This window comes from Marinomonas profundimaris, from assembly GCF_000508165.1.
GTDB lineage: Bacteria > Pseudomonadota > Gammaproteobacteria > Pseudomonadales > Marinomonadaceae > Marinomonas > Marinomonas profundimaris.
The window spans coordinates 1-24,784 of sequence record NZ_AYOZ01000014.1 but is presented as its reverse complement, the minus strand read 5'-3'; the positions used below and the strand labels follow the sequence as shown (position 1 = coordinate 24,784).

Annotated in this window: 22 protein-coding genes; 17 read left to right on the top strand and 5 right to left on the bottom strand. The window is 44.3% G+C overall.

Annotated features, from left to right (window positions below):
- Positions 1–181: 181 nt before the first annotated feature.
- The 9 genes from dnaX (at position 182) to D104_RS28130 (ending at position 8,521) form a co-directional block, all read left to right on the top strand.
- The gene (dnaX, locus tag D104_RS28170) at positions 182–2,434 is read left to right on the top strand and encodes a DNA polymerase III subunit gamma/tau (RefSeq protein WP_024024014.1); all 2,253 of its coding nucleotides are present in this window, start codon (positions 182–184) and stop codon (positions 2,432–2,434) included.
- A 12-nt stretch (positions 2,435–2,446) separates the two neighbouring features.
- A complete protein-coding gene (locus D104_RS28165; protein ID WP_024024013.1) occupies positions 2,447–2,773 on the top strand; it encodes a YbaB/EbfC family nucleoid-associated protein in 327 nt (108 codons plus the stop codon).
- A gap of 9 nt (positions 2,774–2,782) precedes the next feature.
- Positions 2,783–3,376, top strand: a complete 594-nt coding sequence (gene recR, locus D104_RS28160) for a recombination mediator RecR (RefSeq protein ID WP_024024012.1) — start codon at positions 2,783–2,785, stop codon at positions 3,374–3,376.
- A gap of 1 nt (position 3,377) precedes the next feature.
- A complete protein-coding gene (gene rnd / locus D104_RS28155; RefSeq protein WP_024024011.1) occupies positions 3,378–4,520 on the top strand; it encodes a ribonuclease D in 1,143 nt (380 codons plus the stop codon).
- Between the two features lie 29 nt (positions 4,521–4,549).
- Positions 4,550–4,843, top strand: coding sequence for a YcgL domain-containing protein (locus tag D104_RS28150; RefSeq protein WP_024024010.1), 294 nt, complete (start codon positions 4,550–4,552; stop codon positions 4,841–4,843).
- Positions 4,844–4,860: 17 nt separating this feature from the next.
- Positions 4,861–5,340, top strand: a complete 480-nt coding sequence (locus tag D104_RS28145) for a YcgN family cysteine cluster protein (protein WP_024024009.1) — start codon at positions 4,861–4,863, stop codon at positions 5,338–5,340.
- Between the two features lie 52 nt (positions 5,341–5,392).
- Positions 5,393–7,264 (top strand): VWA domain-containing protein, encoded by a 1,872-nt coding sequence (locus D104_RS28140; RefSeq protein WP_024024008.1) that lies wholly within the window; start codon positions 5,393–5,395, stop codon positions 7,262–7,264.
- On the top strand, positions 7,257–8,039 hold the full coding sequence (locus D104_RS28135) for a class II glutamine amidotransferase (protein WP_024024007.1): 783 nt from the start codon (positions 7,257–7,259) through the stop codon (positions 8,037–8,039). The genes D104_RS28140 and D104_RS28135 overlap by 8 nt, the downstream gene beginning before the upstream one ends.
- A 233-nt stretch (positions 8,040–8,272) precedes the next feature.
- Positions 8,273–8,521, top strand: a complete 249-nt coding sequence (locus D104_RS28130) for a hypothetical protein (protein WP_024024006.1) — start codon at positions 8,273–8,275, stop codon at positions 8,519–8,521.
- A gap of 137 nt (positions 8,522–8,658) precedes the next feature.
- Here the strand turns inward: D104_RS28130 and cysK are convergent, their stop codons facing one another.
- Complete coding sequence (gene cysK / locus D104_RS28125) at positions 8,659–9,624, bottom strand: cysteine synthase A (protein ID WP_024024005.1); 966 nt, start codon at positions 9,622–9,624, stop codon at positions 8,659–8,661.
- Between the two features lie 246 nt (positions 9,625–9,870).
- On the opposite strand from cysK, the gene hrpA reads away from it, so the two are divergent.
- Genes hrpA through D104_RS28110 form a run of 3 tightly spaced genes read left to right on the top strand, consistent with a single transcriptional unit; the run spans position 9,871 to position 15,658 of the window.
- On the top strand, positions 9,871–13,746 hold the full coding sequence (gene hrpA / locus D104_RS28120) for an ATP-dependent RNA helicase HrpA (protein ID WP_024024003.1): 3,876 nt from the start codon (positions 9,871–9,873) through the stop codon (positions 13,744–13,746).
- 49 nt (positions 13,747–13,795) lie between these two features.
- On the top strand, positions 13,796–14,614 hold the full coding sequence (locus D104_RS28115; RefSeq protein ID WP_024024002.1) for an MlaA family lipoprotein: 819 nt from the start codon (positions 13,796–13,798) through the stop codon (positions 14,612–14,614).
- An 18-nt stretch (positions 14,615–14,632) separates the two neighbouring features.
- Entirely contained in the window at positions 14,633–15,658 is a 1,026-nt protein-coding gene (locus tag D104_RS28110) for a GGDEF domain-containing protein (protein ID WP_024024001.1), read from the top strand.
- A gap of 36 nt (positions 15,659–15,694) precedes the next feature.
- Here the strand turns inward: D104_RS28110 and D104_RS28105 are convergent, their stop codons facing one another.
- The 4 genes from D104_RS28105 to dusA all read right to left on the bottom strand — a co-directional run bounded on the left by D104_RS28105 (position 15,695) and on the right by dusA (position 19,637).
- Entirely contained in the window at positions 15,695–16,816 is a 1,122-nt protein-coding gene (locus D104_RS28105) for a PQQ-dependent sugar dehydrogenase (RefSeq protein WP_024024000.1), read from the bottom strand.
- Between the two features lie 213 nt (positions 16,817–17,029).
- On the bottom strand, positions 17,030–17,542 hold the full coding sequence (locus D104_RS28100; protein WP_024023999.1) for a sugar O-acetyltransferase: 513 nt from the start codon (positions 17,540–17,542) through the stop codon (positions 17,030–17,032).
- A gap of 111 nt (positions 17,543–17,653) precedes the next feature.
- Positions 17,654–18,604, bottom strand: coding sequence for a transaldolase (gene tal / locus D104_RS28095; protein ID WP_024023997.1), 951 nt, complete (start codon positions 18,602–18,604; stop codon positions 17,654–17,656).
- 4 nt (positions 18,605–18,608) lie between these two features.
- Entirely contained in the window at positions 18,609–19,637 is a 1,029-nt protein-coding gene (gene dusA / locus D104_RS28090; protein WP_024023996.1) for a tRNA dihydrouridine(20/20a) synthase DusA, read from the bottom strand.
- Between the two features lie 417 nt (positions 19,638–20,054).
- Between dusA and D104_RS28085 the strand changes: the two genes are divergently transcribed.
- From D104_RS28085 to D104_RS37165, 5 genes are all read left to right on the top strand, one after another.
- Positions 20,055–20,561, top strand: a complete 507-nt coding sequence (locus D104_RS28085) for a hypothetical protein (RefSeq protein WP_152531151.1) — start codon at positions 20,055–20,057, stop codon at positions 20,559–20,561.
- Positions 20,562–20,706: 145 nt separating this feature from the next.
- Positions 20,707–21,702 (top strand): TIR domain-containing protein, encoded by a 996-nt coding sequence (locus tag D104_RS37010; RefSeq protein WP_024023993.1) that lies wholly within the window; start codon positions 20,707–20,709, stop codon positions 21,700–21,702.
- 89 nt (positions 21,703–21,791) lie between these two features.
- Positions 21,792–22,508, top strand: coding sequence for a hypothetical protein (locus tag D104_RS28080; RefSeq protein ID WP_024023992.1), 717 nt, complete (start codon positions 21,792–21,794; stop codon positions 22,506–22,508).
- A gap of 374 nt (positions 22,509–22,882) precedes the next feature.
- Positions 22,883–23,485 carry a Rha family transcriptional regulator gene (locus tag D104_RS37005; protein WP_024023991.1) on the top strand — a complete coding sequence of 201 codons (603 nt, stop codon included), beginning with the start codon at positions 22,883–22,885 and terminating at the stop codon, positions 23,483–23,485.
- A 638-nt stretch (positions 23,486–24,123) separates the two neighbouring features.
- On the top strand, positions 24,124–24,294 hold the full coding sequence (locus D104_RS37165; RefSeq protein ID WP_024023989.1) for a hypothetical protein: 171 nt from the start codon (positions 24,124–24,126) through the stop codon (positions 24,292–24,294).
- Positions 24,295–24,784: the final 490 nt, after the last annotated feature.

Sequence of the window (24,784 nt, the reverse complement as noted above, 5' to 3'; positions counted from 1 at the left end):
TGGTCATAACGAGCGATGCGTCCGGCAAAAAGTTGTACTAAATTTAAGCTATTGATCTCTATAGTGAAGTTTTTTTGTTATTTTCTCTCTATTACCCGTCGTACAGTAGGCTAAGAGTGGTTCCGAAATTGTTCGTACTGCCGTACAATAAAAAATCGCTTTTTATTAGCCAGTATCCATCATGAGTTATCAAGTTTTAGCACGTAAATGGCGCCCACAGACTTTCCTTGAAATGGCTGGGCAAGACCATGTACTTCAAGCGTTAGTAAATGCTTTACGCCAACAGCGCCTGCATCATGCCTATTTGTTTACCGGAACACGCGGTGTTGGTAAAACCACCATAGCGCGTATTTTTGCGAAATGCTTGAACTGTGAAACCAATGGGATTTCACCTGAACCTTGTGGCACCTGTGACAGTTGTCGTGAAATTACTGAAGGTCGTTTTGTCGACCTTATCGAAGTGGATGCGGCCTCACGTACAAAAGTAGAAGATACACGTGAATTACTAGAAAACGTTCAATACGCACCGACGCGTGGTCGTTTTAAAGTCTATCTAATAGACGAAGTGCACATGTTGTCTACGCACTCCTTTAATGCGTTATTAAAAACCCTCGAAGAACCACCAGAACACGTTAAATTTCTATTGGCGACAACCGACCCACAGAAACTTCCTGTTACGATTTTGTCTCGCTGTTTGCAATTCAATTTGAAAAATATGTCACCACAGCGTGTCGTGGACTATTTGCAAACGGTGCTTGCTACCGAACACGTTAATTTTGATCAACCTGCGCTTTGGCAAATTGGTCAAGCGGCGAATGGCAGTATGCGTGATGCGTTGAGTTTAACAGATCAGGCAATTGCATTTGGCAACGGCACTATTTCTGAATCTGGTGTGACAGCGATGCTGGGTTTGGTAAACCAGGCACAGGTGCTGGATTTACTTGAAAGTGTTTCCTCGAAAAACGCTGCAGAAGTTTTATCTCGTATTGAGAAACTCGCGGATTATCAGCCAGATTTCACAGCGATTTGCGGCAGTTTATTGGATGTCTTACATCGTATCGCAATCGAGCAACAAGTGCCGGGCGCGTTAGTTGATCAACTGGGCGATTTAGCACGTATTCAAGCCATAGCGGCCAATGTGAGCGCTGAAGAAATACAAATTATGTATCAGAGTTTGCTGATTGGTCGTCGTGATTTGCATCTCGCACACTCTGCGCGTGCCGGTTTTGAAATGCTAATGCTAAGGCTTATCGCGTTTCGTCCGACACCGCCAATGGTGGTCAGTCATGCGGCGCCAGCGGTAATTTCAGCAGAGAATACACCGGCTTATCCTGTAGCGGAAGCCGATGTTCCGTTATCAGAAATGGCAGAAAAAAAAACACCAACTGTTGAGTCAGGCTCGGTAGTTACTGCGCCTGCTGAACAAAAAATTGAGCAATCACCGGTGCCGCCTGCTGAGCGTCCGCCATGGGAATATGCACCGGAAACGGCTGTTGTTGAAGAGAAGGTTCTCGATGAAAGCTCTATCATTGAAAATGAAAGCATCAAAGATAAAACCGTTTTAGAGGATGTTACTGACGAAGCTGCACCTGTCGCGGTTGATGATGCTGAAATAGCTGAAATAGCTGAAATAGTTAAAGCGGAAAAGAGTGAGACAGTCACGTCTGCGGATAGTGTGCCGCAAGAAATCGACGCATCGATTGAAGCGCAAGAGCTGCAAGAGTCGGAGTCCCCGACAGAAAGTATTAGCAAGTCAGGGCATGAGTCTACGCCTTTTGTTATCGCAGAAGAAAAATTTGCAGAAGACGTTTTAGATGAAAGCGACGATGATGAGGACGAAGAAGAGGCGGAAGAACGTGCCATCGCCGATGTCATTGATCCTTTTAATCCCGCTGCGGATTTAGTTGATGCGTTGGGGGCGGAACCTTTAGAGTCTTCTGTTATCGAAGAAAGCAACGAGCCTGATACGCGTTTAGCCAAAGTCCCTGATACGATAGCGCAACCGGCATTGGCGATGCCAATGCCGGCGTTGAATCATTTTAATGAATTAACCATGAAGTTGTGGTGGCTGGTGGCGCCGCGCTTACCTTTGACAGGTTTGGTGCAAAACATTTTAATGAATTCCAGCTTAGTGGACGCCAGCGATCAAGGCATTCGCTTAGAAGTGCCTTTGGAATATGGGCACATGCTTAATCAAGTGCGTTATGAGCAAATACAAGGTGCATTGAGCGATTTCTTTGCGATGTCTGTGCCCTTGATTATTGACACGGTAGAAGATACCAGCGGTGTGACGGCCGAAGAGTTCGCCGCGAGCAAACGTGCGGAAGCGCTTCAGGTTGCCATCGAACATTTGAATTCACATCCAGTTGTACAAGCTTTATCGTCGACGATGGGCGCACAACTGGTTTATGACACGGTTAAAATTAAAGCCTAATTGGAGAGAGTTATGTTTAAAGGTGGTATGGGTAACATGATGCGCCAAGCGCAGCAAATGCAAGAAAATATGCAAAAAGCACAAGAAGAAGTGGCCAATATGGAAGTAGAAGGTCAAGCGGGTGCTGGCCTTGTGAAAATTGTTATGACCGGCCGTCATGATGTAAAGCGTGTTTCTATTGATGATTCTTTGTTTGCAGACGACAAAGAAATGCTAGAAGACTTAATTGCCGCTGCGGTCAACGATGCCGTACGCAATATCGAAGTCGGTCAGAAAGCCAAAATGGAAGCAGCAACGGCGGGTATGTCTTTGCCACCAGGCTTCAAGATGCCTTTCTAGGAGTTCGCTTTGTTTAGTCCCTTAATAAAAGAGTTAATTGAATCGTTACGTTGTTTGCCAGGCGTTGGGCCGAGATCGGCCCAAAAGATGGCATTGTATTTATTGGAGCGTGATCATCAAGGGGCGGATAGACTGGCGAATGGATTGCGCGAGGCGCTCGACAAAGTTGGGCGTTGTTCAAGCTGTCGCACATTGACGGAAGAGTCTGAATGTCAGCTTTGCCAAGACCCTGAGCGCGATGCAAAACATTTGTGTATTGTGGAAACACCAGCGGATGTTGTCGCGATTGAATCGGCGGGTACGTATACAGGGCGTTATTTTGTTCTGTTAGGCCACTTATCACCGATAGACGGTATTGGGCCAGAAGAATTGGGTCTAGATCGCCTTGAAGCGTTGGTACAACATAACGAAGTAGAAGAGGCGATTATCGCCACTAACTCGACGGTAGAAGGTGAAGCCACTTGTCACTATATCGCCGAGAAATTAAAAACATTAAACATCAACGTCAGTCGTATTGCTCATGGGGTTCCTATGGGTGGTGAGCTGGAATACGTAGATGGAAACACTCTGGCGTTGGCGCTAGAGGGACGGAAGACACTCTAGAATGAATGATCAAGATGATGCTCTGAATATTGTATGGGTTGCGGATAATGAGTCATTGGTGACATGGTGCGATTATTGGGCAGAATTGCCTGTGATTGCCGTGGATACCGAGTTCATTCGTCGCACAACCTATTTTCCAATTACGGGGCTAATCCAAATTAGTGAAGGTGACAAAGCCGTACTAATTGATCCGTTGAGCATCGATGAATGGGAGCCACTTCGCAGCTTGATGGTAAATCCTGCTGTGATGAAGGTATTCCATGCTTGCTCTGAGGACTTGGATGTTTTTGATCGTCTCTTAGGTGTATTGCCAGCGCCTTTTTATGATACTCAGATCGGTGAAGCGTACGCGAGCGCACAATGGTCGTTGAGTTATGTGAAACTGATTCATGAGTATTTACAGATAGAAGTAGCAAAAGACGAAACGCGTTCTGATTGGATTCAACGTCCATTAACCGATGCCCAAAAACGTTATGCGGCACTCGATGTGGTCTATTTAGCAAAAGTTTACCCGATGCAAATTGCCCGTTTAGAAGCCAAAAATATGCTCGAATGGGCATTGGAAGACTGTGAGTCACTTAAGTGGCAGTATCAGATGAATTCGGATCCAGAGCAAAATTGGGACGGCGTCAAAACCGCGTGGCGTTTATCTCCCGCCGGTTTAACGCTGTTGCGTTTGCTGTTTATTTGGCGTGATGAGCAAGCCCGTAAAGAAGATGTGCCGAAAGGCCAGATTTTAAAAGATCGCACCTTATGGTGTTTGGCGAAAACTTTGCCTACGCATCATAAAGCTGTGTCTGAAGCGGAAGAGTTAACCGGTCGTCAACATCGTCTATACGGTGAGGTGATTTTACAAAATGTTGCCTTGGTGAATGAATTGTCTGAAGACGAATATCAATTGCCATTGGACGTTCCATTGCCGTCTCAGGCGGGTGAACTAACAAAGAAAATCAAAGCATTTGTGCGTGAAAAAGCCGACACGTTAAAAATTGCACCAGAAGCCATGATGAAGCGTAAACTATTGGATCCCTTGGTTCGTCATTTGTTTGACGGCACAGAGGTTGACTGGCAAAACCCAGCGATAACCGGCTGGCGAAGAGATGTTATTGTTGATCCAGTGCTAGATAAATTTAAAAAGTCCTAACATGGCGATAATCTCGCCAAGAGAAAATTATGAAACAGCATTTAATCGTAGAAGTATTTCGTTCATCAAAGCATGATGGAATGTACTTGTATGTGGAAAAAAGCATCGGTCTTAAAAAAGTGCCAGAAGAATTAATGGCACGTTTTGGCAAAGGTATTAGTGCCATGACCATGTTATTAACCAAAGACAGTAAATTGGCCAGAGCCACGCCAGAAAAAGTCATTGTGGGTATTCGTGAAAAGCATTTTTATTTGCAGTTGCCACCAGTAAAAGATGAGTATTTGTTGGATTTATATAAAACACCAACAGAAGCTATTTATTAACTACTTGGGTTAGGGTCATGATTGCAAAGCGTTACGAACCTTTTTGGAAAACCACACCACTGGAAAAAATGTCTCCAGTGGAATGGGAATCTATCTGCGATGGTTGTGGTAAATGTTGTCTTCAAAAATTGCAAGACGATGAAACAGACGAGGTTTTTTATACGGACCTTTCTTGTCATCAGCTCAATGCGGTAAGTTGTCAATGTAAGGTGTATGAAACGCGTCAAACGGAAGTGCCCGGTTGTATTACGTTAACGCCAGATCAGATCGACGAGTTCCAATGGCTGCCAGATACGTGCAGCTATCGTGTGTTACATGAAACGAAAGAGTTGCCAAACTGGCATCCTTTGTTGGTTGGAAGTGACAAGGAAATGCTTCGTCAAGGATTGACTGTTCGTCACTATGCCGTGAATGAACAGACTGTCGACGAAGACGATTGGGAAACTCATATAATCAAATGGGTACATGGCACACCGGAACCGTATGATGTAACTTAATTGCGGTGAATGGTCGCTAATGTCAGCAAAGTAGTTCAAGGAGTTCGCAAACGTGAAGTGGTTGAAAATTAATACTGTGTTGTTAGCGGCTGTTTTTTCTTTTTGGGTGCCGTCGAGTCAGGCGGACACGCAATTCCGCGTGATTGTGGATGCCTCTGGTAGTATGCTTATTAGTGACCCTGATAAGCTAACGTCTGAGGCGCTGCGCCTTATCTCAAATCTTGCTCCTGAAGAAAAAGCCACCTTAGGCATCTGGTTATTTGGTGAAGAGCCTCGAGTACTTCTACCAGAATCCACCGTCAATAAAGCCACTAAATCCAAGTTGGCAAGTTATGTAAATAGCTACGTCACGCAGGACGTTAAAACCGATTTAGAAGCCATCATTAAACTTTTGCTGGATACACCAGATTCAGGCAGTTTGGCGCCGGATTTTAATCGTCATTGGATTTTAGTGACGGATGGTATGGTCGATATTAGCTTGGATGAAGCCGTCAATAAGGCCTCTCGTGATCGTATATTGAATGAGTTAATGGCTCAGCTTGAAGAGCGAGGCATTCACCTTCATACGGTTTCTATGACAGGTTATACCGACAAAGCATTACTGGAATCTCTGTCACTGAGAACCGACGCAACACATACCGAAGTGGCGATTCCAGAAGATCTACTGGATACGTTTGACCGAATTTTCACGCAAGCATCGCCATCCGATGAATTGCCATTTGATGGCAATCAATTTGTTGTTGATGACGCGATAGAAGAGCTAACGCTCGTCGTATTCCATGAAAATGGCATTCAACCGCATGTAATCAAACCCAGCGGATCGTTGTTATCGCTTGTTAATGACAGCCATGTTTCCGTATCGGCGTCCGATCATTACACGCTGATAACGGTGCGTGAGCCAGATGCCGGTGTGTGGAAAGTCAACAATGTGGATCTTGAACGAAGCAGTATTAGGGTTATTACCAATCTAAGTTCACAGGCCACAAAACTGGCTCCGATTGTCTTTGTAAATGAGCCGATTTATTCAACGGTTGGCCTTTTCCAGAAAAATGTCATTATCCAAGATGAAAATATCCTGAGTTTAGTGACAGTAACGCAGTCCTTGATCCGCTTGAGTGGGGAGCAAAAAGACACGGTCTTTTCGCACGAAATGGCTCGAACCAATGGCCAATTTAAACAGCGTTTGGAAGGCATTGCCGAACCTGGAAATTACGAATTAGTCAGCTTAGTGGATGGGAAAACCTTCTCCAGACAGCTTAGCCAATACTTTACCGTGCATCCAGCCATCGATTTCAATGGCACCAGCCCTGGAGGCAACTTAATTGCATTTTCCGCTAAGCCGGTGAATTTAAAACTCAATGTTTTACGCTCAAATGTGAAGCTCGAATTTAATTACAACAATGGCACCATCGAAACGGAAGAAATGCCACTTGTTGGGCAAGGTTATTGGGAAAAAATCATTCCGGTGTCTGCGGATGAGGATGTGAAAGTTCGCGCCAAGCTTGTTGGGATGACACAAACTGGTTTACGTTTCGATTACTGGACGCCTTTCTGGCACTTCAATCGCAAAGGCGACGAAGCGCCGACCGTCAGTTTGGACGATGCAACGCCAGCCAGCTTGCTATTAATGGCAGTGCCTTCCTCCAATAGAGATTTGATGCCTGTCTTAGTGCCGCCTGCCATTTCAATCGTGAGTGAAGAGCAGGAAAAAGAAGGCTTGCCATCCGAGACAGATGCCGTAAAAGCAGACGTGTCAGACGTTGATGAAATGGTTGAAAAAGTGGATGCGATTTCTTCGACAGAATGGGTTATGTATGCCGGGCTTAATTTAGCGGGCATTGCTGTCATTGCTGCGGGCATTTTCTTGTATCGACGCATTCAAAAAAACAAATCCCTTAGAAGTGAAGATATAGACGATGTGTGAGTTATTGGGCATGAGTGCCAATGTGCCAACGGATATTTGTTTTAGTTTTTCCGGTTTACGAGCGCGTGGTGGCCGAACAGGTCCTCACAAAGATGGCTGGGGAATGGCCATGTATCGTGATGGCGATGTATGGACAATACATGACCCAAGACCGAGCGCCGATTCAGACATCGCGGAAGTCATCAGTCATAACTCTTTAAAATGCGACATTGTGATCAGCCATATTCGTCAAGCGAATGTAGGCGGTGTGTGTTTGCTTAATACACATCCATTTAGTCGTTTGTTGTGGGGAAAAACGTGGTCTTACGCTCATAACGGACAGCTTGAAGATGTCAGCGCCTTACCAATCGAACGACATCATCCATTAGGCAGTACAGACTCAGAACGTGCCTTTTGCTGGATTATAGAGCAGCTGCAAGCGCGTTTGGGGGAAGATGAGCCATCGCTAGATGATATCTCGACGGTGTTATCTGAGCTCGCTTTGCAACTGAAAGGCCGAGGCGTCTTCAATATGATGCTGTCTGATGGTGCTCGCCTTTACTGCTTTTGTACGACAAAACTGCATTGGATCACGCGTCGAGCACCGTTCAAAAAAGCGACCTTGTCTGACGAAGACGTCATCATCGACTTCAAAGAAGTGACCACAGACAAAGACGTCGTCACTGTGATTGCCACTCAGCCGTTAACGCAAGACGAAATGTGGAGCCAAATGGAAGAAGGCGAACTGTGCGTCTTTGAAGGCGGTGAAGTGGTTTGCCAGATTAAAGCGAATTAAACCTTTCTTCAGGGGAAGGCGGAAGGTGGCGTTGTTGTTTTCATCCGCAGAAGGTCAAAAGCCTAAATGCTTTTGTCTGTGATGCTATCCGAGAACAAATAACAAGAATGAACCATCATCGCTTAGATTAACCGCACTTTTATGGAAGATCTTAGTACCTTCATTAAGCTATTTTTCTCACGCTTCAATAACTGTTATTCTAGCGCCATTATTGATGCAGCAGAGTAAATAGAATGATTAATGACAACGATGTAATTGAGACCTTAGCCGAACTTGAGACGTTTTTACGTGCGATAGAAAACGGTGGCTTGGGGCTTGCTAATGCGGCTGGCGTTGCGCTGGCGACAAACAATACGGACGGTCGTCCCTTCCTTGCTGTACTGGATGACAATCAGAAATTGCTTTTGGGGCGTTGGGTGAGTGCCGATGTGTATGAAAACGGCAAAGACATGGTTCGTTATGGTACGAAAAAGCTGCATTAATTGGGCTTTTCTTTTTTAAGAGAGTGGTTTGGCTTTTAAGCTTCTCTTGAAAAATATTAGATAAGGACCAAAAAAAATCCCCGCTTAAGTTTCGTACCTGAACGGGGATTTTTGTTTTCTAATGGGCTTGCTTAGTCTTACTGGACGATTTCGTTGTCGGTGAATTCACCTTCAAATAAAGCCGTCGACAAGTAACGTTCGCCAGAATCTGGTAATACAACGACGATTTTCTTATCGGAAAAATCAGCTTGTTGGTTTAATCGTTCTGCGGCAACCACGGCGGCGCCACAGGAAATGCCACACAAAATACCTTCTTCGCGCATCAGACGTTTTGCCATAGCAATAGCGTCTTCATTGGAAACTTGTTCAACGCGGTCAACCATCGTCAAATCAAGGTTTTTAGGAATAAAGCCAGCGCCAATGCCTTGGATTTTATGAGGCGATGGAGTGTGTGCTTCGCCGTTCATTGTCTGTGTAATGACAGGGGACGTCGTTGGTTCCACCGCAACGCTGATGATGGCTTTACCTTGCGTGTTTTTAATGTAACGGCTCACACCAGTGATTGTACCGCCTGTGCCAACACCGGCAACGAAGACGTCAATGTCACCATTGGTGTCTTTCCAAATTTCTGGTCCCGTGGTTTGTTCATGAATTTCTGGATTGGCGGCATTGTCAAACTGTTGAAGGTGTACGAAATTGTCAGCTTGTGCAATCTCTTCTGCTTTGGCAATCGCGCCTTTCATGCCTTTGGCGGGTTCGGTCAATACAATCGTCGCGCCCAACGCTTTCATCACTTGGCGGCGTTCTATACTCATGCTGGACGGCATTGTGATGGTAATTGGGTAACCACGAGACGCGGCAACAAAGCACAGAGCAATACCAGTATTACCGCTCGATGCTTCAACAAGCGATTTTCCTTTGCTCAGAATGCCTTTTTTTTCGGCGTCCCAAACCATGTTGGCGCCGATGCGGCATTTTACTGAAAAAGCCGGGTTACGAGATTCTAGTTTTGCCCAAATATTACCATTGCCGATGCGGTTTAAGCGTACTAATGGCGTATTGCCAATGGTAAGGGAATTATCTTCAAATACATGATGAGACATACCATTTCCTTTTTGTGGTGGATTTGTGGAGGATGGCGACATCGTATTAGATGTGCCGCGAATGTCGTTCACTATAACCCTTAGGTTGGGATTGATGTTAGAATTTACAACTATATAGATAGAGGTTTTAGTACAACAACTTAACGCCACTTTAAGTTCAATACCAAGACATCTAATGCAAACGGCGCTTTATTTATTTTAACGACTTTTTCTGCGCCAAGTAAAAAGGATACAAGTTTACCTATCATGCCGACAAATGCCGTAATGACGCGCGATCGTCATCTAATTGATCAAAAGCAAACGCAGCTAACGAAACGTCAAAAGGAAGGGTTGCCTTTTGACCGTATGCAATCTGAATTGAATGTTTTGATCGAAAAATCCGAGACCTTGCTTCAAGCTCGTGCCGCCAAAATGCCCAAAATTACCTACGATGAAAGCTTGCCCGTTGCGGCTCGTGCCGATGAAATCATCAAAGCGATTCAAGACAACCAAGTCATCATTATTGCGGGTGAAACGGGTTCGGGTAAAACCACACAATTACCCAAAATGTGTTTGCAAGCAGGGCGAGGTATTGCTGGCGTTATTGGTCATACTCAGCCGCGTCGAATTGCCGCTCGCAGTGTGGCGGAACGGATCAGTGACGAGTTACAAGTAAAGTTGGGTGAGCAGGTCGGTTTTCAGGTTCGTTTTAGCGATGAAAGCACAGAAGAAACGCTGATCAAACTGATGACAGACGGTATTTTGTTGGCGGAAATTCAACAAGATAAAATGCTCTACAAATACGACACCATCATCATTGATGAAGCCCACGAACGAAGTCTGAACATCGACTTTTTGCTGGGGTATTTGAAACAAGTTTTAGCGGCGCGCCCTGATTTAAAAGTCATTGTGACGTCGGCGACCATCGACGTTGAACGTTTTTCTGAACATTTTGAAAACGCACCGATTATCGAAGTATCGGGTCGAACTTATCCCGTTGAAGTGCGCTATCAGCCTTTGTTGAGCAAATCTGATTCCGAAGCATTAGATGAAGACCAAAGCATGGAGCAAGGCGTATTAGACGCGGTAGAGCTGTTGATCGCCGAAGAACGTCAGTCTGGTTATCGTGGTGCGGGCGATATTCTGGTGTTTTTGCCGGGTGAACGTGAGATCCGTGAAACGGCGGAAATACTACGACGAGCGGAATTACGATCGACTGAAGTCTTGCCGCTGTACGCTCGATTGAGCGCCAGTGAGCAGCAGCGTATTTTCAAATCCCATTCTGGTCGTCGTATTGTGTTGTCGACCAACGTAGCAGAAACGTCGTTAACCGTTCCTGGGATTCGGTACGTCATCGACCCAGGTTTGGCACGCATTAGTCGCTATAGTGTTCGTTCTAAGGTCCAGCAATTACCGATCGAAAAGATCAGCCAAGCCAGTGCGAATCAAAGAGCAGGGCGATGTGGTCGAGTGGCCGACGGTATTTGTATTCGCCTTTATGATGAAGCGGATTACAGTAACCGTGCCGAGTTTACCGATCCCGAAATCTTCCGTACCAATTTGGCGTCGGTTATTTTACAAATGGCTAATTTGAAGCTTGGGCCGGTTGAAAAATTTCCTTTTGTTGAAATGCCTGAAAAGCGCATGATCAACGATGGTTATCGTGCCTTGACCGAATTGGGTGCGTTGCACAAAGACCGATTAACGCCAATTGGCCGTCAACTTGCCAAGTTACCGATCGATCCAAAGCTTGGTCGTATTTTGATCGCAGCGGAACAGCAAAGTGTTTTAAAAGAAGTGGCAATTATTGTCAGCGCGTTATCTCTTCCTGATCCGCGTGAACGCCCACAAGATAAGAAAACCCAGTCTGACCAAGCGCATGCCGTAGACAAAGACGAAGATTCAGATTTCGCTGTGTTCCTGAATTTGTGGGAGCGATTTGAAACTCAACGCCAAGAACTGTCGCAGAACCAATTACGGCAATATTGTCGCAAGCAATTTTTGAATTTCATGCGCATGCGTGAATGGCGCGACATTCATCGCCAAATCATGATTGCCTGTAAACAATTGGGGTTCAAAGAAGTACAGCACGAAGAGCGCCATTACGAAGCCATTCATCGTTCTTTATTGGCCGGCTTGTTTACGCAAGTGGCGAACAAGATGGAAGACAGTAAAGAAATGCTGGGTTGTCGTTCACGTAAATTGGCGATTTTTCCGGGTTCTATGTTGTTCAAGAAACCACCGCAATGGATTATGGCGGCGGAATTGGTCGAAACCAGCAAGCTTTATGCGCGTGTCACTGCACGTATTGACCCTGCGTGGATAGAGGAATACGCCGCGCCGTTTGTAAAACGCCAATACTTTGACCCACATTTTGAGCGTAGCCAAGGCCGCGTGATGGCGCAAGAGCAAGTGTCTTTGTACGGCTTAGTTATTGTCGCGAAACGCCGAATTGATTTCGGCCATGTGAACCCAGAGGAATCCCGTGAAATCTTTATTCGATCGGGCTTGGTTGAAGGCGAATTGCGCACTAAACAGGCATTTTTCCGAAAAAACAAAGCGCTTATTGACGAGCTCGAAACCCAAGAAGCCAAGTTGCGCACGCGCGATATTTTGGTCGACGACGAAGTGGTTTTTGCCTTTTACGATAAACGTCTGCCAGCGGATGTTCGTAACCTTAAAAGTTTAGAGTATTTTGTTAAAAACTCGCCCGAAGCGCTGTTTATGACGCGTGACGACTTGGTGAACCAAGACGTGAAAGTCGATGACATGGCGTTTCCCGATTCATTCGGTCTGAATGGCGTGGCGTTGCCGATTGATTATCAATTTGATCCGGGCAAAGAAACCGACGGCGCGACGTTAAAAGTCCCGGTTGGTTTGTTACGGCAGCTGAGTTTAGACGATTTGGGTTGGGCGGTTCCGGGTTTCATAAAAGAGCGCTGCGAAGCCTTGTTGCGCGCGTTGCCCAAAGCCTTGCGTCGTCGCTTTGTGCCGATTCCTCAGTTTGTGGATCGTGTGTATCCGAACTTGTCGAAAGAGAAGGGTGATTTACTGGAGCAACTTAGCTTGCAGATTAAGCGTGAAACCTTAATTGATATTCCTCTTAACGAATGGAATGCGGAAAAGCTGGATTCTCACCTTACGCTCAACCTCGAAGTCGTAGATGAACGAGGTAAAATCCTCGGAGTGGGCAAGAACTTAGCGCAGTTACAAACGCAATTTAGTGACCTTGTTGAAGAAAGTTTCGCCAAATTTGGTACCAAGCAGCATGAACAGGATGGTTTGACCGTTTGGCCTGATCAAGACATTCCTGAGCGCCAAGAAATTAAGCAAGCCGGCATTAAGGTGACCGCATTTCCTGCCTTGGTGGCGCAAGGCGAAAAAGTTGCGTTAAAAATGTTTGATGACCGTAATACGGCGATTGAAACACACCGAAAAGGGGTGATCACGCTGCTAAAGTTGACGTTAAGCAAGGAAATGCGCTATCTGCAAAAGAATTTGCCACATTTAAAAGAGTCCATGTTGATCTTTTCGCCATTGGGTCAGAAAGAAACCCTACTGGACGATTTGTTGAATGCGGTGTTGGATAAGGTCTTTTTAGATGGTCGAACATTACCGCGCACAAAAGACGCTTTTGGGCGTTGTGTGACAGACCACAAACCTCAATTGGTGAGCGTTGCCAATAATATGGCGGAGCAGTTGTATCGTGTGTTGTCTTCTTATCAAGGCGTGGCGAAGAAGATGAAAGGCAGCATTCCATTGCCGTGGACCAGAGTGTACGGTGATATTAAAGTCCAGCTAGGGCAGTTGGTTTATCCTGGTTTTATTGGAAATACGCCATTGGTTTGGCTTGGCCAGCTGCCGCGCTATTTTAAAGGCATTGAGGTGAGGTTGGAGCGTTTTCAAAATCATTTAAATAAAGAAAATGCTTATGTGACCGAGCTGGAAGGCTTATGGCAAAGTTATCTTCGTCAGAAAAAGGCGCATGATGAAAAAACGTTATATGATCCTGAATTGGTGAAGTATCGCTGGATGTTAGAAGAGTATCGTATTTCCTTGTTTGCTCAATCTGTTGGGACGTTAGAACCCATATCGGATAAACGATTGGCAAAACAGTGGCAAGAAGTGAAAAAACTGGTTTAGTATCGGTAAGACGTGTCTTGTCCGTGGTGTCGTTGTAAGGATAAATAAAATGCTAAATGTGATCAGTGCTTTGTTTTTGAGTGTGTTGTTGGTGTTTTCACAGGGGACGGTGGCCGCAACAGAAGAGGATCCTTGGGAAGGCTTTAATCGTTCTATGTTTACCTTTAATGATGCCATTGATGGGGCGGTTTTGAAGCCTGTTGCGAAAGGGTATAAGGCCATTACGCCGACACCCGTTCAAAAAGGCGTGAGTAACTTTTTCTCAAATCTTGGCGAAATTGGCAATATCACCAATAATCTATTACAAGGAAAATGGGATCAAACGGCGTCGTCTACCTTTCGTTTTCTGATCAACAGCACGGCAGGTTGGTTTGGTATTTTTGATGTGGCCAGTGAAATGGGGTTAAAGCATTACGACGAAGACTTTGGGCAAACGCTAGGTTATTGGGGTGTGTCGTCTGGGCCTTATCTTGTTTTACCGTTCTTTGGCCCTTCGACGGTTCGCGATGGTTCGGGGTTGGTGGTCGAATACGTTTCCATTGATGAGACTGGCGTTCTTGACCTGAACAGTGATGAGGAGCTTGGCTTGCTCGGATTGGATGTGGTGCAAACTAGAGCACGATACCTGAATGCAGAAGGTATGATTGTCGGCGATCGATACAGCTTTATCCGCGATGTGTATTTGCAAAGTCGCGCCCATGAGGTTTATGACGGTAATCCGCCGCAAAAAGAGTCGATACAAGAAGACAGCTCAGCAGACGACAGCTGGGGTGAGGAGGCTGGAGACGGCTCATGGGGCGAGGATTCATGGGGTGACGAAAGCGCGTCTAATAATGACGAGACTGTTGATTCAAGCTGGTCTGAATAATCGGGTAGATGGCAACGAATGAATAAGCAATTTCCTATATACCATTGGTTTAATAATGACCTTTTTAATGAAACTTTTTTCAAAGGTTTTTTGTCAATTATTGGTGCAACTTGCTTTATTTTTATCAATATTAATTTATTGGTCGGGCATTACATTGTCGCTTTAATAGAAGCCATTCTTCTTATTCTTACTGTTTGTATTTGGTTTATACCGAAAAACTGGCGCTACTATCGGTGGGCTATTCTCTTTTATATATCCTTTATATTTATCGGAATTTTAACGTCCCTTGTCTACTCACCTTTATTTTCAGGTCGGCAAGTGTGGGTGCTGATATTCCCGATGAGTGCCTATTTGATGCTAGGTCGAAAGATTGCTGTTTGGCTCACGGGCATATGTTTGGTCTTGGTGGCCATCATTCTATGTTGGCGTTTTTATGCAGATTATCCCGCTCAGTTACCTGGTGTCGTTATAAACCTGTGTTTTGCCTATCTTTTCTTATGGGGGTTAAGTCACGCTGGGGATAAGATTCATAAAAAAATGTTAAAAGCGTTAATGATCGTTGCAGCGACAGACCCTTTAACAGGCTTAGCCAACCGTCGGAATATGTCGTTAAAATATGAGCAACAGCTTGAGTTGGCAAAGGAAGGCGAAGACGGTCTGGCATTTGTATTGATTGATTTAGACCATTTTAAGCGCGTTAATGATCGTTATGGCCATGATGTTGGTGACGCACTTTTAGTCGATTTCGCCAATAGATTGAGAGCGCATGTAGAGGACAGCGAGCAGCTTTTTAGATTGGGCGGCGAAGAGTTTTGTGTCTTGTTGCCCGTCATGCAAAGCAAGGCTTGGGCGCTGGCGTTTTGCCAATACGTCGATAGCACAGCCTTCGATTTTGAAGGGCAAGACATTCACTATACGGTCAGTATCGGTGTGTCTGCGAGTAATAAAGACGGCGGTGACTTCAAGGATTTGTATTCCATCGCAGATCAGCGGTTATACAAAGCCAAAGACCGTGGCAGAAATTGCGTGGTAGCAGAAGGATAACCTGTAGAAATAAGCGCATTTCGCAATGCGCTTATTTTATTGTTGGAGTATGGTTTCCTGAGCAAGTGTGATTTTTAAGAGCTTCCCGGAATCTGTTCCGATATAAAGCGCCCCTTTTGAATCTTCAGCAATAGAACGAAGTCGTTCCTCTAGATGTTGAAGGTAACGTGTCTCGGTTATTTCCCCATCTTCTTCAATTCTTACTTTGTTCAAATGGCGTAATGCCAGCGCAGTTGATAAAAAATCGCCGTTCCAGTTGGAAAACAATAAGCCTTGATAACGTAATAAACCGCTCGGTGCGATCGATGGTATAAACACGTTTAATGGGTTATCGATGCCGACTTTTTCCGTCCCTTCGCCAATGCTAACCGGTCCCCAATACTCTTTCCCGTACGACACAATCGGCCAGCCATAATTGGCACCCGGACGAATGAGGTTGATTTCATCGCCGCCTCTTGGGCCATGTTCATTTGACCACAATGTGTGGCTGTTGTTGTCATAAAATAACCCTTGAGGATTGCGGTGTCCGTAGCTCCAAATCTCATTGCGGATATTGGCGTGTGTCACAAAAGGATTATTAGCAGGGACTTTTCCATCCAAGTTTAAGCGAATAATACTGCCAGCGTGATTTGTCAGATCTTGGGCGTTTTCTCTTACGCCTCGATCACCAATAGAGAAAAAAACATGCTCTTGATCGTCAAAGGCAATGCGACCTCCGTAGTGCTTGGTTTCAGCGCTTGCTGAGTCAGAAACTAATAAATCGTGCCAATTGATTAGGGTGTTATTGACCAGCTTTGCTCGTGCAAGCGTCGTACGAGAACCTTCGGCGGAAGGTTTTGAATAAGTGAAATACAACCAGCCTTGCTCGTCGAATATTGGCGATTTGGCCACATCCAATAAGCCACCTTGGCCTCTGTTATCAACTTTAGGTAGGCCAGTCAGTGGTTGTTTTTCACCGGTGGCTAAATTCACGCGATAAGCATTCCCTTGTTTGATGGTAATAATGGCTTCAGCATCGTTCAGTAGGGAAATACCCCAAGGTGTACCGTTGAACTGAGCGACTTGATTAACAAGCAAAGAATCATCGCTAATGGTGTGATCTGAGGCGTGCGCACCCAATGCCACAAGGCTGGCTAAACATAGAATCCAATTTTTCATAGGGCGACCTCTCTCGCGAATTTCCGTGCAGTATATAGAAAATAGACGAGTTTAGAGGGCGTGTGGGGAGATTTCCTTCACAATTGCCGATTACTTACCTAGTTGCAGGAAGAGTTCAGATAACCGCGTGATAAAGCACGAAGATGCTGTGTTTTAGAGGGATTATGCAAAAAGACACATTGTACAGCTCATCATAATGGCCTGCGAAAAGCGCTAGCCGAAATAGCGCTCGTTGTCTGCAACGTTGCGTGTGACAACCGCATTTGCGGCAATAATGGCGTTGTCGCCGATTTCTATACCAGGAAGGATTTTTGCCCCACCGCCAATCCACACTTTGTTGCCAATTTTGATGGATTTGGCTGAACATTCGCCTGACGCGCGCAAGTCTGCGTCTCTTGGGTGATCGACGGTATAAAGGTGCACCGCAGGGCCGATCAAGACATCGTCGCCAATGTGAATGGGTGCGCTATCAAGAAAAACACATTGGAAGTTAATAAACACATTTTTACCAAGGTGAATTTGAGAGCCATAATCGCATTGAAAGCCTGGTTCAATAACAACACTGTCAAAGGCTGCAAACAAACGGGTAACATGGCGCAAATTGCCTTTACTTGGGTGCGAATTGAACTTTGCACAAGCAAGACGAGTCGCTTCACGGCGCAGTCGAAGGTCCAGATCAATGGCATTAAAGGATTCACCGCGGGTCATCTTTTCAAATTCAGTCATTATCAATGGCTCGTTATCGTATTGGCTTTGATGGAAGCGTAAAGCATAAAACAGAAGGGCACAAAAAACGCGACCTAAGTCGCGTTTTTCAAAAACACTGCTTTGTTATGCTTAAAGCATAGAAGCCAAAGTGACTTCTAGCTTACGCTGATCCGCTGCGAAGTTACGAATGCCTTCAGACAATTTTTCTGTCGCCATCGCGTCTTCGTTCATTGCCCAACGGAACGCTGCTTCAGTGATGGCAGCAGGCGCTGGTTTCACGTTGGTTGTTGGGATCAATTTACGCTCAAGTTTGCCTTCATCTTTCTTCAGTTCTTCCAGCAAGTTCGGGCTAATCGTCAAACGGTCACAACCTGCAAGTTGCTCGATTTCACCAAGGTTACGGAAGCTTGCGCCCATTACAACCGTGTTGTAACCGTGCTCTTTGTAGTAGTTGTAGATTTCAGTCACAGAAACCACACCTGGATCTGTTTCTGCAGTGTATTCTTGGCCAGTTGATTTTTTGTACCAATCAAGAATGCGACCCACAAAAGGAGAGATCAGGTAAACGCCCGCTTCGGCACAAGCTTTTGCTTGAGCGAAAGAGAAAAGCAAAGTCAGGTTACAGTTGATGCCTTCTTTTTCTAGCTCTTCTGCGGCTTTAATGCCTTCCCAAGTTGACGCGGCTTTGATCAAAACACGTTCACGAGAAACACCAGCGGCTTCGTATAGCGCGATCAATTTGCGTGCTTTTGCAAGTGTCGCTTCTTTGTCGAAAGACAAACGCGCGTCTACTTCAGTAGAAATGCGGCCTGGAACGTATTTCAAAATTTCAGTACCAACGATCACAGCAAGCATGTCACCAGCGTCTAAAATTTGCTGATCTTTGTCGTTACTTTGTGTTTTCGCCCAAGCAACCGCTTGGTCAAGGAAAGGAGCGTATTCTGGAATTTGCGCGGCTTTAAGCATCAAAGATGGGTTGGTTGTTGCATCTTCTGGTAAAAAGTCTTTGATTGCCGTGATATCACCGGTGTCAGCTACAATGGTCGTGAACTCTTTTAGTTGAGATAACTTGTTGCTCATTGCTTTATCCTTTTTGTTGATGATGTTTGACCAATTCAATGGCCTCTAATAATACATTTACCTTTGCGTCGGCTTTATGACCGTTTTCAGAAAGATAACGACGGAACTGTTTGCCGCCAGCTTCTCCTTGAAAAATACCCAAAATATGTCGAGTAAGGTGCAATAACCGCTCGCCTTCTTCTAACTTTCGTTCTACGTACGGAACAAATGCTTCTAAGGCTGCATAGCGATCTTGAATGAGGGCGTGACCGCCAAATAACTGTTCATCGACTTGGCTAAGCAACCAAGGATTGTGATACGCCTCGCGCCCAACCATCACGCCATCGACGTGTGCTAATTGCTCTTCGCATTCTGCTAATGTTTTTATGCCGCCGTTTAAAATGATTTCAAGGTCTGGAAAATCTTTCTTCAACTGATGAACATAATGGTATTTCAGTGGCGGCACTTCGCGGTTTTCTTTCGGGCTCAAGCCTTGCAAAATCGCATTGCGCGCGTGAACAATAAAGGTCGTGATGCCCGTTGTCGCCACATCGCCGACAAAATCACGCACCACGCTGTACTCTTCTTGGTCGTCTAAGCCAATGCGATGCTTAATCGTCACAGGAATACTGCACGCATCTTGCATTGACTTCATTGCGTCTTTTACTTTGTCTGGGTGTGCCATTAAACACGCGCCGATCAAACTGTTTTGTACGCGGTCACTTGGACAACCAACATTCAAATTAACTTCATCAAAGCCAGCGTGCTCCGCCATTTTTGCGCATTTACCCAACGCAGCCGCGTCTGAACCACCTAACTGCAACGCAATAGGGTGCTCGCACTCATCGTATCGTAAGAATCTTTCAGGATGATTGCCCTGAAGCAACGCACCCGTGGTCACCATCTCGGTATAAAGCAGCGTATTCTTCGTCAATGTTCTCGCGAAGACTCGGTAATCGCTGGTTGTCCAATCCATCATGGGTGCAATGGAGAAGCGGCGATCAAGCTTAGCGCTTGGGCTTACTGGGGCGGTTGACCCGTTTTCTAATGGCATTTTATCTTGTATCGAATAAGTTCAAAAAAGCGTCGCTTATAAGGGAGAAAGTCTCTTGCGACAGATGGCAGATATTATGTCATAAAATTACAAGATTTCTAAGAGACAAGTGAATCTAGTTTTAGATTAATGGAAAAAGTGTGCTGATCCGCACCGCTCATCATGGCGGGTTATAGAGGAAGAGCAAGAAGAAATAGAAGAGTTGGAACAAAGGGAAAGACACTAGGAAACAGTGAGCGACACAGTCGAATTGGTAACCGACTCGCAGGCCTAAGAAGTTATGAAGACCAAATTTCAGACCGTAACAACCCAACCAAACGCGCCAGCGCAGGCGGCCGCTTTGGCAGGTTGGGCAAATTTGGAAAACTCGGTGCCTTAAAAGGCGCAGGGTGATTCTTTCGGCCACTGGACATGGCCATGCAAGGTGTCAGCCTTGCTTCTGCCATGTCAGGCGGCAGCGGCACCGAAATAGGCGCGACCGCAGGCGACATGGTAGGGGGAATGGGTGGCGCCGCGGCTGGCGGGTTAGCCGGTGCCGCCATTGGTTCCGTCGTGCCCATTATCGGCACCGCCATTGGGGGAATCGTCGGCTCCATCGCAGGCGGCATGGGCGGCGGCGCTTTGGGGGAATGGGTCGGTACTTCACTAGGTAAATTGGTAGGCACATGGTTCACCGACGACAAAACCGACCAACCCGCACCAAAAGCCATTGCGCAACAAACCAAACAACTGCAAAGCAACAACAAAAGCATGACCTTCGCGCCAACCATCCACCTAACCCCAACAGGCAACCCAGCCTACGACCAACAAGTAAGCGACCAAATATTAGAAAGGCTCAAAGCCGAATTTGCACAGGGAATGATGGGCAACATGGACGTCGCCACAAGGGCGGATGGGAGCTTGACGGATAAGAGAGGGAGCTAGGGCGGGGGATTTATCAGTGATTTGTAAGGGTTTTTCTGGTGTTGGAGGATGAAGAGATTTAGGATTAATGTATAAATAATACAGGTTAGTTTTTCATCAGACCTCAGATAGCATTAGTCATCTAACAAAAATGGAGATCAGCACTTTGACGCATAAGTACGATTTAGCAATTTCTTTTGCAGGTGAAGATAGGGCCATAGCAAAGGAAATTGCAAACCAGATTAAAAAAATGGGTTATAGCGTGTTCTATGATGAGTTTGAGAAAGCTCATTTGCTGGGGAAAAATTTAATAGAAGAGTTTCTTGATATTTATATGAATCAGTCATCATATTTTGTCCCTTTAATATCGCTAAGTTATAAAGATAAAGTGTGGACAAAGCATGAGTTTCGAGCAGCTTTAAGCAGATCCCTAGAGCAAGAAGGAGAGTACATTTTACCTTTTCGATTAGACAATACCCAATTGCCTGGCTTAAATCCTCATATAGGCTATTTAAGTATTACAGATACTCCAATAAATGAGTTTATTGAAATTCTTTCAAGTAAACTTGCCCAAGGTATTGGAAAGATCCTTAAAGACACTGGTATTTCGGCTTTATTGATTAAAGTCTATACAAATACCCTGTTTGATTCGAACTATGTCTCTTCTGGCACTGACATGATTTCTCTCGATAAATCTAATGCACTATTAAATGAGTTAAATAGTCGGATTCACCTAATGTCAAACTCATTTGCCCCAAAAGATATAATACTATTAAAGCGTTTTATGGATGATATTTTTCATATTCAACAGACAAATAGATTTCGTGACATAACAAGACATCCTGAGTTTCGTACATGGCTATTTTTAGGTGGAAGTTATCCTGCTAATAAAGCAAAATCCTGTGAAAGTTTTTTGAAAAAGTGCTTTGTACTTCCACCTGATGGATTCAATAATGTCAACTTTGATATAGATAAAATTGAGCACTTATGGAATGAGCAAGAATCTAAATGTCCGAATGTAGAAACGATTCCTTCTACTGAAATTTCCTGTCCTGAAACTGGAGTGTTTTTCTACGATACATCAACAATTAGTGAATTTTGCACTGTTTCGGACGTGTTTAAGGAAGGGACTCATGCAAGAATATTTTGGGAGCTAACTTAAACTTTTTTAGTTTTTAGTAAGATGAGAAACAGAATGGTTTTTCATCTTACCCCCTCAGTAGCTACAATTAGAAGTGGGTTTTATTAAATATGATTTTTGAAGATAGTTGGAATCTATTTTTCCAAAATACAGCAATGTATGTTTCCAACTTTATTGGGAAGGGAGCATATGATAGTTTAATTGCATCTATTATAGTATTTTCAATTTCATGTTTTTTTTCGATTGTTTTCTTTTTTGTGAAAATAATTTTACAAAAAAGGAAGGCTAGCTTGATCTGTGGGTTTTGGGTTGGGATAAACCCAAGTTTTGATAAAGCTAGAGAAAATATTTCTATAGATTTGTTGTATATTTCACCAAGAAGTAATGAGGTGAAAATTAAACACTGGTATTACCATTATACTGGTGATACTTATCGGTATAATGGAAAAGGTGTATTTGAAAATAATGAGTTAGTATCATATTACCGAGGAATAGGTGATTATTCGAATGAGGTTGGTGTAACAATCTATAGATTTATAAAGGGGCGACTAAGTGGAAGCATGATCCAATATTCTTCTCAAGTTAGTGATGATGTTCGTTTGATATTTGAAGAAAATAATAGCAATCTTTATAAAGTTAAAGTTCCTGTTTTATTTAGAGTGAATAAGCTTTTTTTTAATAAATATTTTTCTAATTTTAATAAGGCATTCGATTTTATTTCAAAAGAAAAAAATTACTTTCATATTAAAACTATTGAATTTTCTAAGGAATCAATCCCAGCTCTTACTATAAATAAAAATGATATTGGTCGAGAGAGGAATTCATAATATTTTAAATGTAAATATTAAAAACTTTTTATATCCAAAGCCTTTTTTGTAGCTGTGGCTGTATTTATCTGACCCTTCACTATTTATTTTATTTGTCCTAATTTTTCCATTGACCCCACCCGAATCTTGATCTAAAATTCTCCTTGCACTGGCAAAATCCAGTGCTCGGGATTGGCATTCCGAAATCACAGCGGATACAAACGCCGCTTTATGCGGCTTTTCTGTGTCTGGCGTATAGCTTTCCTGTTATGGGTGAGCTGTGCGGGGCGTCTTCGGACGCACCAGCCCTGTGACTGGTATGCCAACCCGTATGGCTTGCCCACCTTAATTGGCATTGAGGTGGTCTTAATAAGACAAATCACAGGAGGCCAAATATGGCTATGGACATTATCTCAAGCATTGACGCACCCGTTGTACAAATCATCAACGATCAAATCACTACCACCTCAACTGATCTTGCCAAGTGCTTTCATAAGCGCCATGACAACCTTTTACGCAAGATAGAAAGCCTTGAATGCAGTGCAGATTTTCATGCCCTCAATTTTGAGGAGATGATAATTGATGTGGAAGTAGGCAAGGGCGCAACTCGCCAAGACCGAGCGTATCGCATCACCCGCGACGGTTTCGTTTTCTTGGCCATGGGCTTCACCGGCACCAAAGCCGCCCAGTTCAAAGAAGCCTACATCAACGCCTTCAACCAAATGGAAAAACAGCTCAACGAGCAAAAAAAACTTCCCGCCACCACAGACAACCTAGCACTAGCGGAAACCGACAAATACCAACTGCTCAACAGCATCGTCAAATCCATGCAGATACAAAGCGACCCCGTCGTCGTTCCATCAAAAGAACTCATCGACCTAATCCAAGCCGTCCGCATGTACCAACAGCAAATAGCACGACTACAAACACCAGACTGGGTAAACGACAACATCACCCGCGTCAAAGACTACGCCCAACGCAACTTTGTAGACCTCTAAGCCAAAAGCAACTAAAGCCTGCGAAAGTGGGCTTGAGTTGTTGTTTTGGCTGGCAGGAAACGACAAAGTCTTTTAGTATCAGTGGATGTGTAAACGCGCATGCGTATTATTAAAATTTTATAGGTCATTATGAATATCGTAGTTACTCGTGAGGCATGTTGTGGACAGGACGATCAGATTGGGCCACTAAAAATCAACTTAAGCTCAGCTGAGCTAAATACGATTCAAAGTTTGGCTCGCCAGATAGATGAATCGAAATTTCTACAGTTTTCATCACCGCTTAACGTAATAGAAGTTAGGTCGGGTGGGCAGTTACTATTTAATATTCCTGCCTTGAGCCACAATAACGGGGAGGTTAAGTACTTTGTTGAAAAAACAGATAAAGCAAATTCATATATTGTCGACGGGGTAATTAAATGCACATGGCCAAAAAGTCTATAACAAAGCTATCATAAAACGTTCCGGCGCAAATATTTACTTAACAGCTACCTTTTAAAGCCAGTCAAATAGAGTTTGGGGTTCTTCATCTACTCCAAACAACACTACGAGCAAAAACAACTACAGACAACCTAGCGCTAGCGGAAACAGACAGCTATTCCTTCCAAGGAAAGCAACCGCTCAACAACATCGGCAAATCCATGCAGATACAAAGCGACCCCGTCGTCGTTCCATCAAAAGAACTCATCGACCTAATCCAAGCCGTCCGCATGTACCAACAGCAAATAGCACGACTACAAACACCTGAATGGGTAAACGACAACATCACCCGCGTCAGAGACTACGCCCAACGCAACTTTGTAGACTTCTAAGTGACAGACCACTAAAGCCTGCGAAAGTGGGCTTTAGTTGTTGTTTGGGCTAGTAGGAAACTAGAAAGTCTTTTAGTATTAATGGATAAGAATATCCGCATCAGAAATAACGTGCTGTGGATAAATCTGTAAAAGCGCATGCTCGTTTTTCCAGTTTCGTACATTGTTAATATCTATATTAATGGCTTTAGAGTCAGTGATTTAGAGGGATGTTAAGAAGGTGTTAAATATGTGTAAACGAGCATGCGCATTAACAAAATGTTAAGTGTCCTAATTAAATCCCAGCATTATAAGGAGTTGTAGAAGTTGCTTAAAATAATGAAAGAATCTATTCAGAAGGTTAAAGAATCTATTCAGAAGTTTATTGATTTTGAATTTGCGGATGAACAAGGAACAATTAAAAAAACATTAGGTAATGTTTTTATATTTCTGCATTTTGTTATGGGTTTTTTCACCCTTTGGTTAAGGAAACTGCGATTAAGTCCCCAAT